This window comes from Pseudomonas sp. 1 R 17 (assembly GCF_900067035.1).
Classification (GTDB): Bacteria; Pseudomonadota; Gammaproteobacteria; order Pseudomonadales; family Pseudomonadaceae; genus Aquipseudomonas; species Aquipseudomonas marginalis.
Map to the genome: position 1 here is coordinate 255716 of NZ_FKLB01000037.1, position 13107 is coordinate 268822.

General features: G+C 61.8%; 8 protein-coding genes. 4 read left to right on the plus strand and 4 right to left on the minus strand.

The window, feature by feature from the left end; translation table 11 throughout:
* Positions 1-184: 184 nt before the first annotated feature.
* Together BFP99_RS13050 and nagZ are read left to right on the plus strand one after the other, a co-directional pair.
* A complete protein-coding gene (locus BFP99_RS13050; protein WP_065947398.1) occupies positions 185-892 on the plus strand; it encodes a TetR/AcrR family transcriptional regulator in 708 nt (235 codons plus the stop codon).
* 136 nt (positions 893-1028) lie between these two features.
* Positions 1029-2036 carry a beta-N-acetylhexosaminidase gene (nagZ, locus tag BFP99_RS13055; RefSeq protein WP_065947399.1) on the plus strand — a complete coding sequence of 336 codons (1008 nt, stop codon included), beginning with the start codon at positions 1029-1031 and terminating at the stop codon, positions 2034-2036.
* On the opposite strand, the gene BFP99_RS13060 is transcribed toward nagZ, so the two are convergent.
* The 3 genes from BFP99_RS13060 to mfd are packed head-to-tail and all read right to left on the minus strand — an operon-like array spanning position 2033 to position 8763.
* A complete protein-coding gene (locus BFP99_RS13060; protein WP_065947400.1) occupies positions 2033-4726 on the minus strand; it encodes a DEAD/DEAH box helicase in 2694 nt (897 codons plus the stop codon). The genes nagZ and BFP99_RS13060 overlap by 4 nt on opposite strands.
* 9 nt (positions 4727-4735) lie before the next feature.
* A complete protein-coding gene (locus BFP99_RS13065; protein WP_065928156.1) occupies positions 4736-5302 on the minus strand; it encodes a CsiV family protein in 567 nt (188 codons plus the stop codon).
* Positions 5303-5313: 11 nt separating this feature from the next.
* Positions 5314-8763, minus strand: coding sequence for a transcription-repair coupling factor (mfd, locus tag BFP99_RS13070; protein WP_065947401.1), 3450 nt, complete (start codon positions 8761-8763; stop codon positions 5314-5316).
* Between the two features lie 340 nt (positions 8764-9103).
* Here mfd and BFP99_RS13075 point away from each other — a divergent pair, with 340 nt between their 5' ends.
* Entirely contained in the window at positions 9104-10567 is a 1464-nt protein-coding gene (locus BFP99_RS13075; protein WP_027604232.1) for a glyceraldehyde-3-phosphate dehydrogenase, read from the plus strand.
* A 337-nt stretch (positions 10568-10904) separates the two neighbouring features.
* Here the strand turns inward: BFP99_RS13075 and BFP99_RS13080 are convergent, their stop codons facing one another.
* Positions 10905-11438 (minus strand): chalcone isomerase family protein, encoded by a 534-nt coding sequence (locus tag BFP99_RS13080; RefSeq protein WP_065928154.1) that lies wholly within the window; start codon positions 11436-11438, stop codon positions 10905-10907.
* A gap of 234 nt (positions 11439-11672) precedes the next feature.
* On the opposite strand from BFP99_RS13080, the gene sthA reads away from it, so the two are divergent.
* A complete protein-coding gene (gene sthA, locus BFP99_RS13085) occupies positions 11673-13067 on the plus strand; it encodes a Si-specific NAD(P)(+) transhydrogenase (protein ID WP_005786183.1) in 1395 nt (464 codons plus the stop codon).
* The last annotated feature ends 40 nt before the right edge of the window (positions 13068-13107 follow it).

Genomic DNA, 13107 nt, shown 5'->3' on the forward strand with positions numbered 1-13107 from the left:
TCCGCTGGACGGTCATTCGTTAACTGTCCTACAAGGCAGAGATAGCGCTGCCTACAGACCTGGGAGTATGTGATTAAATAGCGATGAAATAGATGACTGCCCGGCCGGAAAGCGAACTTGCAGGCTTGACAAGACACACCCTGAAACGTATGTTTCAAACAAGTGTTTGTCAGGCGGAGTATCCATGGCCCAGTCGGAAACCGTTGAACGCATTCTCGATGCTGCCGAGCAATTGTTCGCGGAAAAAGGATTTGCTGAAACTTCATTGCGGCTGATCACCAGCAAGGCCGGGGTCAACCTCGCCGCGGTGAACTACCATTTCGGCTCGAAAAAGGCCCTGATCCAGGCGGTATTCTCGCGCTTCCTGGGGCCGTTCTGTGCCAGCCTCGACCGTGAACTCGAGCGCCGCCAGGCCAAGGCCGACCACAAGCCGACCCTGGAAGACCTGCTGGAAATACTCGTGGAGCAGGCGCTGGTGGTTCAGCCACGCAGCGGCAATGACCTGTCGATCTTCATGCGCCTGTTGGGCCTGGCATTCAGCCAGAGCCAGGGCCACTTGCGCCGTTACCTGGAAGACATGTACGGCAAGGTATTCCGCCGCTATATGTTGCTGGTCAACGAAGCCGCCCCGCGTATTCCGCCGATCGAACTGTTCTGGCGCGTGCACTTCATGCTCGGTGCGGCCGCATTCAGCATGTCCGGGATCAAGGCGTTGCGTGCGATTGCCGAGACCGATTTCGGCGTGAACACTTCCATTGAGCAGGTCATGCGCCTGATGGTGCCATTCCTTGCCGCCGGTATGCGCGCTGAAACCGGCGTGACCGACTCGGCCATGGCTGCCGCCCAGTTGCGCCCACGCAGCAAATCCACGCCAGCTGCCGCCAAGGTTTGACCGCTCCGGGTGTGCGCGGCCGCTTGCATCCGCTAAGCTAGCCGCCCATGCCGAATTCAGCTATTTACTCGCAACCTGTTGTCCTCACTGCGCCTGGTGAGGACAACGGGTTGCGTGCGTTATTTAAGGAAGGTTTATGACTGCTGCCCTGCAAGGTTCTTTGATGGTCGACGTGGCCGGTACTTGGCTGACGGCCGAGGATCGCCACCTGTTGCGCCAGCCTGAGGTCGGTGGCCTGATCATTTTTGCGCGCAATATCGAGCATCCGCGCCAGGTGCGGGAATTGAGCGCGGCGATTCGTGCGGTGCGCCCGGACCTGCTGCTGGCGGTCGACCAGGAAGGCGGTCGCGTACAGCGCCTGCGCCAAGGCTTTGTGCGCCTGCCGGCCATGCGCGCGTTGGCGGACAACCCCAACGCCGAGTACCTGGCCGAGCAGTGCGGCTGGATCATGGCCACTGAAGTGCTGGCGGTCGGCCTCGACCTGAGCTTCGCCCCGGTACTGGACCTGGACTACCAGCGCAGCGCCGTGGTCGGCACCCGTTCCTTCGAGGGCGATCCCGAGCGCGCCGCCGTGCTTGCCGGTGCCTTTATCCGTGGCATGAACAGCGCCGGCATGGCTGCCACCGGTAAGCACTTCCCGGGCCATGGCTGGGCCGAGGCCGACTCTCACGTCGCGATTCCCAATGACGAACGCAGCCTGGAACAGATTCGCGCCAATGACCTGGTGCCTTTCGCACGCCTGAGCAAGCAGTTGGCGGCAGTGATGCCGGCGCATGTTATCTACCCGCAGGTGGATGCGCAGCCTGCCGGCTTCTCACGCCGCTGGTTGCAGGACATCCTGCGCGGCGAGTTGCAGTTCGATGGGGTGATTTTCAGCGATGACCTGTCGATGGCCGGTGCCCATGTGGTCGGCGACGCGGCCAGTCGGATCGAGGCGGCGCTGACCGCAGGTTGCGACATGGGGCTGGTGTGCAACGACCGTGCGGCGGCTGAGCTGGCGCTGAGTGCGGCGCAGCGCATGAAGGTCACGCCGTCGGCCCGCATCGCGCGTATGCGTGGGCAGGCGATTGCTTCGACTGACTACAAGCAGGATCCGCGCTGGCTCACCGCACTTGGCGCTTTGCGGGATGCACAGCTGATCTAGCGCTTTTCCTGCTTATTGGGCAACGGCGCAAACAACGCCTCGATATCGTCGTTGCCCAACTGCCAATCCCCCGTGGTACGCCCATCCAGCACACCCGCTGCCAGGTCGGATTTTTCCTTTTGCAGGTGCTGGATTTTCTCCTCCACCGTGCCCCGCGCGATCATCTTGTACACGAACACCGGCTTCTCCTGGCCAATGCGGTATGCGCGGTCGGTGGCCTGGTTTTCCGTGGCCGGGTTCCACCAAGGGTCGTAGTGAATCACGGTATCGGCTTCGGTCAGGTTCAGCCCTACACCGCCGGCCTTCAGGCTGATAAGGAAAATCTGCAACTTGCCGCTCTGGAAATCCTTCACCGGTGTGCGCCGGTCGCGGGTCTGGCCCGTCAACAGGGCGTAGGCGACACCGCGCTTTTTCAGCTCCACTTCGATCAGGCTCAACATCGAGGTGAACTGGGAAAACAACAGGATCCGGCGACCTTCCTCAAACAGCTCTTCGAGCATTTCCATCAGGCTGTCGAGCTTGCCCGAGCTGCTGCCACGGGTGGGCAGGGTCGCATCGTTGACCAGGCGCAGATCGCAGCACACCTGGCGTAGCTTCAGCAGTGCTTCAAGGATGATGATCTGGCTGCGCGCCACGCCTTTGCGGGTGATTTCGTCGCGGACCTTTTTGTCCATGGCCAGGCGCATGGTCTCGTACACATCGCGCTGGGCCTCATTGAGGTCGACCCAGTGAATGATCTCGGTCTTGGGCGGCAGCTCCGTGGCCACCTGCTCCTTGGTGCGGCGCAGCAGGAAGGGTTTGATCCGACCGTTGAGGTGCTGCAGTCGTACTTCGCTGGCGCGCTTTTCGATGGGGACGCGGTAGTCGCGGTTGAAGCTTTTGACGTCGCCCAGCCAGCCCGGCAGCAGGAAGTGGAACAGCGACCACAACTCGCCCAGGTGATTTTCCAGCGGTGTGCCGCTCAGGCACAGGCGCTGCCGGGCATTCAGCTCGCGCGCGGCCTGGGCAGCCTTGCTGGAAGGGTTCTTGATGTACTGGGCTTCATCGAGGATCAGCACATGCAAGGGCAGGGCGGCCAGGTGCTCGATGTCCTTGGGCAGCAGCGCGTAGGTGGTCAACAGCAGGTCGTAGTCCTGCAGGCTGGCGAAGTGTTTTTTGCGCGTGGCCCCGTACAGCGCCAGCACCTTGAGTTGCGGGGTGAAGTGCGCCGCTTCGTCCAACCAGTTGGGGATCAGGCTGGTGGGCATCACCACCATGCACGGCCGGTCCAGGCGTCCGGCGATCTTTTCACTGAGGATATGCGCCAGGGTCTGCAGGGTTTTGCCCAGGCCCATGTCATCCGCAAGAATGCCGCCCACCTCCAGCTGGCGCAGCGACTGCATCCAGCTCAACCCTTCCAGTTGATAAGGCCGCAAGGTCGCGTTCAGGCCTTCGGGTGCCACACAGGTGAAGTCCTTGATGTCCCGCAGGCGCTGGGCAAAGTTGCGGATCTTCTCGCCGCCCTCCCATTGCAGGGGCAGGTCTTCCAGCGGGTTGAGGCGAATCGCATCGGCCTTGGCCAGGCGCAGCGCGGTGGTGCCCGGCTCCTGCAGGTAAAACTCACCGAGGGTGGCCAGTACCGGTTTCAGGCGGCCGTAGGGCAGGGCCACTTGCAGCGGGCCATGACCGCCATTGGGCAGGCCGGGGATATTCACCAGGATCAGCTCGTCATCGCGGCGCCGCGCGAGTTTTTCCGGGTTGAGGATCTCGGTGTGGGAGCGCATCAGGTTGAGCAGGATCGGCAGCAGGCTCAGGCGCTCACCGTTGACGATAATCCCCAGTTCCAGGTCGAACCAGTCGCGCTCGGGGCCTTCATCGACAGTGGCGTACCAGTCGTCGACCGCGCTCAGGTCAAACCCGAAGTCTTCGTCGATCTGCAACTCCCAACCCTCGGCCCGCAGGGTCGGCGAGGCATTGAGTGTGAAGTTCAGCCAGGCACTGTCATTAACCATCTCGAACAGCTCGCCGGCGCTTTCCGGCAAGGCCTTGCTCTGGCGCGTGGCGATCTTGAAACCGAGCAGGCGCAGTTGTTCGCGATAGGGCTGCTCCAGCTCGGGATGGCGCTTGATGCGCAGGCTGTGGGTTTCCTGGCGCACGATGATATCGGCGTTCTTTTGCCCGCTGACATAGTTGCCCAGGTAGTTGAACGACAACGCCGCACGGTGCTGGATATAGCGTTGCATCTTGCCGTTGCGCGGTTCAAATGCGCTGAACTCGACGCTGGCCAGCCACAGGCGCGGCACGGGCACCACATCCTCCATCACCACCTGCGGCAACACCGCACGGTTATCCAGCACGGCCTGGAGTTTTTCCAGCAACTCGGCATCCTGGGCCGCCGCCGGGTAGGCCAGGGTTTCCTGGACCTTGAGCAGCACCGCCGCGATGTGTTTGCAGTTGGTGTGCACCGGGCAGGTACAGCGGCTGTCCACCAGGATCAGCGCGCCCTTGGCCGATTCGCGCAAGGAGATGGTCTGCCGGTAAACGTTGCCCCCCGAGCCTTCGCAACTGGCGACGATGGTGCTGTCGCCGGATTCGACGATGCGCACGCGGTTCTCCAGGGCATAGCGCCGCCCGCGCTCCAGGCTTTGCTCTTTGAAGCGATTGGCCCATGAAGGGGCCAGGGGTTTGGTCAACGGCGACGTCAGGGGCATGGCGCTGGATCAGTCCTGAATGTCGGGCGGGGGGGCGCTGGGTGGCTTGGCGGTCAGCGAAGTGATCTTGATCAGCAGTGCCAGATGGCCGCCATCCAGGTAGTTGAGCTGGTTGTTCTTGGTGCGCACGTCTTTCTGGCTCAGGTGTTCGCTGGCCACCACGCTGCCGTTGCTGTCGAACGTGTTGAGCCAGAAGTCCGCATCGATATCCGTGAAACGCCCCAGTTGCAGGCTTAACACGCCCTCGATGGGGAACTGGCCGAACTGCTCCTGGCCGTCGGTGATCGCGATCCTGACCGGCTGCTCGCCGAGGTTCTGTTCCCAGGCCTTGTGCGCCAGCACGGTGAAGCTGTTATCGGCGTTGAGTTTGTCGACGATATTGTTCAGGCGCGGCGGGCTCAGCCTGTCGCCCAACCGCTGCGCGCCCGCATCCCAGTTTTCCGGCGCCGCGCGGCTGTTGAGCGCCGGCTCCGCGTTCTGGCGTACCAGGATCATTTCCACCTGGTACGGACTGTCGGCAAATGCCGAAGGCGCGAGTACCACCAACAACAGGCTCAGAATGCGGAACAGGCGCATTGGGGCGTCCTTCAAGCAGATTTCGGGATGAGGCGCTCGAACAACGCCTCCAATGTATTAAAGCGTTCTTCGGCACGTTCCATCGGCACCATGAACTTGAACAGCGTAGCCCCTTCGAACTTGTAGCGATTGGGCTGGCCCTGGATCAGCTTGATCAGCACCAGTGGGTCCACCGGTGTCTGCGCTTCGAACTCGATACGCCCGCCTTGCGGCCCGGCGTCGACTTTCTTGATCCCAAGCTGCTCGGCCTGCAATTTGAGCAGGGTCAGGCGCACCAGGTTCTTGGTCGGCTCGGGCAGCAGGCCGAAGCGGTCGATCATCTCCACCTGCAGGTCCTTGAGGCCCTCTTCGTCGGTGGCCGAGGCGATGCGCTTGTACAGGATCAACCGTGCATGCACATCCGGCAGGTAGTCTTCGGGGATCAACGCCGGCAAGCGCAGGTTGATTTCCGGACCGCCGCCCAGGGGCTGGTCGAGGTTTGGCTGCTCGCCCTTGCGGATGGCTTTCACCGCGCGTTCGAGCATCTCCATATACAGGGTGAAGCCGACGGCCTGGATCTGCCCGCTCTGGCCATCGCCCAGCAGTTCGCCGGCACCGCGGATTTCCAGGTCGTTGGTGGCCAGCACAAAACCGGCGCCCAGGTCCTGGGTGTTGGCGATCGCTTCCAGGCGCTTTTCGGCGTCCCCGGTGATCTGCTGGCGGGGCGGCGTCAGCAGGTAGGCATACGCCTGGTGGTGACTGCGCCCAACCCGGCCGCGCAGCTGATGCAGCTGGGCCAGGCCGAACTTGTCCGCCCGCTCGATGATGATGGTGTTGGCGCTTGGCACGTCGATACCGGTCTCGATGATGGTCGAGGCGATCAGCACGTTGAAGCGCTTGTGGTAGAAGTCGCTCATCACCTGTTCGAGATCGCGTTCGCGCATCTGCCCGTGGCCGATGGCGATGCGTGCTTCCGGCACCAGTTCGGCGAGGTCGGCGGCGCATTTCTCGATGGTTTTTACGTCGTTGTGCAGGTAGTACACCTGGCCGCCACGCAGCAATTCCCGCAGCAGCGCTTCCTTGACTGTGCTTTTGTTCTGCTCCATCACGAACGTGCGCACCGACAGGCGCCGCGCCGGCGGTGTGGCGATGATCGACAGGTCGCGCATGCCCGACACCGCCATGTTCAGCGTACGCGGAATCGGCGTGGCGGTGAGGGTAAGGATGTCGACCTCGCTGCGCAGGGCCTTGAGCTGTTCTTTCTGACGCACACCGAAGCGGTGTTCTTCGTCGATGATCACCAGGCCCAGGTTCTTGATCTTTACATCGTCCGACAGCAACTTGTGCGTGCCGATCACGATGTCGATCTTGCCTTCGGCGAGGTCGGCGACGGCGGCATTCACTTCCTTGGCGGACTTGAAGCGGCTCATCACTTCCACGGTCACCGGCCAGTCGGCAAAGCGGTCGCGGAAGCTGTTGTAGTGTTGTTGGGCGAGCAGGGTAGTCGGCACCAGGATCGCCACTTGCTTGCCGCCGTGTACCGCAATAAAGGCCGCGCGCATGGCCACTTCGGTCTTGCCGAAGCCCACGTCGCCGCACACCAGGCGGTCCATCGGCTTGGGCGCGAGCATGTCGGCGCGCACCGCTTCGATGGTGGTTTGCTGGTCCGGGGTTTCTTCGAAGGCGAAGCCGGCACTGAAGGTGGCGTAGTCGGCTTTCGGGTCGGCGAAGGCATACCCTTCGCGCGCCGCACGACGGGCATAGATGTCGAGCAGTTCGGCGGCGACATCGCGCACCTGTTCGGCGGCCTTGCGCTTGGCTTTCTGCCAGGTCTCGGAGCCCAGGCGGTGCAACGGCGCCAGGGCGTCGTCGCTGCCGGTGTAGCGGGCGATCAGGTGCAGGTTGGCCACCGGCACGTAGAGCTTGGCGCCCTCGGCGTATTCCATGGTGAGGAATTCGGCGGCCTGGTTGTCGATCTCCAGGGTCTGCAGGCCCAGGTAGCGGCCGACACCGTGGTCGATATGCACCACCGGCGCGCCTTCGCGCAGTTCCGTGAGGTTTTTGATCACCGCATCGTTGTTGGCGTCGGCGCGTTTTTCACGGCGGCGACGCTGCATCACGCGCTGGCCGAACAGCGGGCTTTCGGCGATCAGCGCGAGCGCCGGGTCATCCAGCAGCAGGCCTTCGTCCAGTGGCGCGATGGTGATCGCCAGGCGCTCTTTGCTGGCGACAAAATCCGGCCAGCTGTCGACGGTTTTCGGCCGCAGCTTCAGGCGTTCCAGCAGCTCCAGCAGCACTTCACGGCGCCCGGCGGACTCTGCGGTGAACAGCACGCGGCCGGGGAAGTCGCCGAGGAAGTTCGAGAGTGCTTCCAGGGGTTGCGTGGCTTTGGCCTGGATCGCCAGGTCCGGCAGCGTCGCCGCCGGGAAACGCTCGCGACCGCTGCCGGTATCCACATCCTGTTGGCTGGCGACCACGCGCGGCCAGTTTTTCAGGCGGGCGAAGCAGTCTTCCACCGGCAGGAACAGCTCGGCGGGCGGCAATAAAGGCCGGGCAGGATCGACGCGGCGCTCTTCATAGCGGTTGCGCACGTCGTTCCAGAAGTTTTCCGCCGCCTGTTCGATGCCCGGCAACGAGAACACCTGGGTGTCCTGGGGCAGGTAGTCGAACAGGGTCGAGGTTTCGTCGAAGAACAGCGGCAGGTAGTACTCGATACCGGCCGGGGTAATCCCGCTGCTCAAGTCCTGGAAGATCGGGCAGCGGCGGAAGTCCACATCAAAGCGTTCACGGAAGCGCGCCTTGAAGCGCGTGACCGCGTCCTTTTGCAGCGGGAACTCCCGCGCCGGCAGCAGCTTGATCGACTCGACCTTGTCGATGGACCGCTGGTTTTCCGGATCGAAGGTGCGCAGGGTCTCGATTTCGTCATCGAACAGGTCGATGCGGTACGGCAACTTGCTGCCCATGGGGAACAGGTCGATCAGCGCACCACGCACGGCGAATTCACCGTGCTCATACACCGTGTCGACACAGCGGTAGCCGCTGGCTTCGAGGCGCGTGCGCATCTGTTCCACGTCGAGTTTCTGGCCGATATCCAGCACCAGGCTGCTGCCCAGCAGGAACTTGGTCGGCGCCAGGCGGTGCAGGGCGGTGGTGATCGGCACCACCAATACACCGTGGGCCAGTTCCGGCAGGCGGTACAGGCTGGCGATGCGCTGGGAGATGATGTCCTGGTGCGGCGAGAACAGGTCGTAGGGCAGGGTTTCCCAGTCGGGAAAATGCAGCACCGGCAAATCGGGGGCGAAGAAGCTCAGCTCCTGCTCCAACCGTTCGGCGCTTTGGCTGTCGGCGGTAAGCAGCAGGGTAAAGCGCTTGGCTGCGCTGGCAGCCTCGGCAATGGCCAGGCTCAGGGCGGCACCGGGCAGGTTGCCCCAGTGCTGTTTACCTGCCGCGGCAGGGAGAAGCGGTAGACGCAGAACGGGCACGGAAGGTTGAGCTCCAAGCGTTGCGACAAAGTCGGTAATTGTAACGGCCCGAGGTGCCGCCTGTCAGTTGCTGACTGAGCCTATTACGGTTTGTAGGAAATGTAGTGGCTAAGACAAACAAAGCAGCCTTTTGACTCATTATGTAGTGCCGTTTTGCACGGATGTTTCGGAGAGTTACGGACAAGTTGGCGGCACTGCGCCATTGGTGGCCTTCTGAAACCCGCGTGTTTCCTGGCCTGTAGCGGGGTGGTATTTTTTTGCAAGGGCTTTTTGTTGTGGTTGGCGCATTGCTCAACGGGCGGTCGGACGACATAATGTAGCCCCTTTTTTCAGCCCCTACATGTGGAAGGTTCCCGTGACTCAGAAGCCCGACCAGTGTCTTGGTGAATGGATCGACCGTGAAGCACTCGCAGAAGCGATGATCCCGCTTATCGGTCAGCTGTACCGCAATAACAATGTGGTGAGCTCGATCTATGGCCGCAGCCTGATCAACCAATCAGTCATCGCGATTCTCAAGGCGCATCGCTTTGCTCGCCATCGTTCCGCCGACGACAGCGAACTCTCCGTCCACGAAACATTCCCCCTGCTCAAGGCCATGAGCGAGCTCAAGCTCGGCGCGGCTTCGGTAGACCTGGGCAAGCTGGCCTACAAATTCCGCAAGGAAGGTGCCGGCCGCAGCGCCGAGCAGTTCGTGCGTGAAGAAATGGCCGATGTGGTGGGCCAGCAAAACGCCGCTGCCCGCAAAGGCACCGACGTTGTCCTGTACGGTTTCGGTCGTATCGGCCGCCTGCTGGCGCGCATCCTGATCGAAAAAACCGGTGGCGGCGACGGCCTGCGCCTGCGTGCCATCGTGGTGCGCAAAGGCGCCGAGAACGACCTGACCAAACGCGCCAGCCTGCTGCGTCGCGATTCGGTACACGGTTCGTTCAACGGCACCATCACCATCGACGAAGAAAACAACACCATCACCGCCAACGGTAACCTGATCCAGGTGATCTACGCGAAGAACCCGACCGAGGTGGATTACACCCAGTACGGCATCAAGGACGCCCTGCTGGTGGACAACACCGGCGTATGGCGTGATGCCGAAGGCCTGGGCCAGCACCTGGCCTGCCCGGGTATCGACCGCGTCGTGCTGACCGCGCCTGGCAAAGGCAAGCTCAAGAACATCGTGCACGGCATCAACCACGGTGAAATCACCGCTGACGACAAGATCGTGTCCGCCGCCTCCTGCACCACCAACGCCATCGTGCCGGTGCTCAAGGCTGTGAATGACAAGTTCGGCATCGTCAACGGCCACGTTGAAACCGTTCACTCGTACACCAACGACCAGAACCTGATCGACAACTTCCACAAGGGCGATCGCCGTGGCCGCAGCGCCGCGCTGAACATGGTCATCACCGAGACCGGTGCCGCCACCGCCGCTGCCAAGGCCCTGCCGGAGCTGGCCGGCAAGCTGACCGGTAACGCGATCCGTGTGCCGACGCCGAACGTGTCGATGGCCATTCTCAACCTGAACCTTGAGAAAGCCGCTACCCGTGAAGAGATGAACGAGTACCTGCGCTACATGGCGCTGCACTCCGACCTGCATAAGCAAATCGACTTCGTCAATTCCCAGGAAGTGGTGTCCACCGACTTCGTTGGCTCGCGCCACGCCGGTGTGGTGGACGCTGAAGCGACCATTACCCAGGACAACCGCGTTGTGCTGTACGTCTGGTACGACAACGAGTTCGGCTACAGCTGTCAGGTGGTTCGCGTGATGGAAGACATGGCCGGGGTCAACCCGCCTGCGTTCCCGCGCTAAGCCTTAGCACTGCATGAAAAAGCCCCGACTGGTTCGGGGCTTTTTCATGGCAGCGGGTTTTGTGTTGTCGAGCTGGGCCTCATCGGCAGCAGGCTCCCTCCCACATTTGAATGTATTCACAAGTCGACGTGTGGGAGGGGGCTAATGCCAGTCAGTTAAGGCTTTTTGTAGGAGCGAGCTTGCTCGCGAAAAACTCACAGGCGCCGCGTTCATTCAGGAAGCACGCGTTATCGTTGGCGTTTTTCGCGAGCAAGCTCGCTCCTACAGGAGGCGATGTACGCTTAACTGACTGGCATTAGGGCTTGCCCCCGATAGCGATCGTTCAGAGGATGCATACTCATTTCAGCAGTTTGCCGCGCAAATCATCGGACAAACCCTTGGGCGCCAGCCAAATACCCAGGTAGGCCCTTGCCAGCGCATCATTGCGGCTGCTGAACACCACCTGCCCATTGATCTCCAGATTCAGGCCACGGCCGGGGCGAAAGTCCAGGGCGTAGCGATCACCGCTGCGGATGTTACGAAAGCTGGCGTGCAACTGGTCGACTTCAATCCTCAGGCGAGGGCTGGCTTGCTGGCGCTCCAAGGTGGCCGTCGCCGCCTTGATCACATCGTTGCGGTCGATGTCGCGAAAGTAATACAGCACAAGGCGCAGCGGCTGTTGCGAGTCCCATGCCTGCCTGGCGCTCACAGTCTGCGGGGCATACAGCGCAGCCGCGTACACATCCGCCCAGAGGTAGGTGAACACCGTCTGGTTTTTCAGCGCCAGTCCATGGGCTTGCGCAGGAAAATCGGCTTGCCGGAGCCGGTCTGCCTCACTTGCATGCACCACAACCGAAAAAATCATCATTAAACAGAAAACGACATGCCGCATAATGGCCCGTCCTGCAAAGGTGCGTGTCAGCAGTGTAATGCCCGTTTCCTGTTCCTGTAGTAAAGGCAAAACTGGCCTACGACGCGACCAAGGGTTAATGTGCGCGGCGTTGAGCCTTATATAGACTGTGCCCCGGTTCACACACTTGAGCCAAATTGTCCTTCATGACCGCTGGCCGCGGCATGATTTAGCCAGGCGTCCAACCGTGCGCCTGGCCTGTTCTGAGGAGTACGCATGGCTGTCTACAACTACGACGTGGTGGTACTGGGTTCCGGCCCGGCTGGAGAAGGTGCGGCGATGAACGCCGCGAAGGCAGGGCGCAAGGTGGCGATGGTCGATAGCCGTCGCCAGGTCGGCGGTAACTGCACCCACCTGGGTACCATCCCGTCCAAGGCTTTGCGTCACTCGGTGCGCCAGATCATGCAGTTCAACACCAACCCGATGTTCCGGGCCATTGGTGAGCCGCGCTGGTTCTCGTTCCCGGACGTGTTGAAAAGCGCCGAGAAGGTCATCTCCAAGCAAGTCGCTTCGCGCACCGGCTACTACGCCCGTAACCGTGTCGACCTGTTCTTCGGCACCGGCAGCTTCGCCGACGAGCAAACCGTCGAAGTGGTGTGCGCCAACGGCGTGGTCGAGAAGCTGGTGGCCAAGCACATCATCATCGCCACCGGTTCGCGCCCGTATCGCCCGGCGGATATCGATTTCCACCACCCGCGTATCTACGATAGCGACACCATCCTCAGCCTGGGCCATACCCCGCGCAAGTTGATCATCTACGGCGCCGGCGTGATCGGCTGTGAATACGCCTCGATCTTCAGCGGCCTGGGCGTGCTGGTGGAGCTGGTGGACAACCGCGACCAGTTGCTGAGCTTCCTCGACTCGGAAATTTCCCAGGCGTTGAGCTACCACTTCAGCAACAACAACATCACCGTGCGTCACAACGAAGAATACGAGCGGGTCGAAGGCCTGGACAACGGCGTGATCCTGCACCTCAAGTCCGGCAAGAAGATCAAGGCCGATGCCTTGCTTTGGTGCAACGGCCGTACCGGCAACACCGACAAGCTCGGCATGGAAAACATCGGGGTCAAGGTCAACAGCCGTGGCCAGATCGAAGTGGACGAGAACTATCGCACCTGCGTGACCAACATCTACGGTGCCGGTGACGTGATCGGCTGGCCAAGCCTGGCCAGTGCGGCGCATGACCAGGGCCGTTCGGCCGCCGGCAGCATTGTCGACAACGGCAGCTGGCGTTATGTGAACGACGTGCCGACCGGGATCTACACGATTCCCGAGATCAGCTCGATCGGCAAGAACGAGCACGAACTGACCAAGGCTAAGGTGCCTTACGAAGTGGGCAAGGCGTTCTTCAAGAGCATGGCGCGTGCGCAGATTGCCGGTGAGCCGCAAGGCATGCTCAAGATCCTGTTCCACCGCGAAACCCTGGAAGTCCTCGGCGTGCATTGCTTCGGCTACCAGGCTTCGGAGATCGTGCACATCGGCCAGGCGATCATGAACCAGCCGGGTGAGCAAAATACCCTCAAGTATTTCGTCAACACCACGTTCAACTACCCGACCATGGCCGAAGCCTATCGGGTAGCGGCCTACGACGGCCTCAACCGGCTTTTTTGAGCGGCTCCGGCCGGTGGCCTGAGCCGGCCGGGGAGACCGA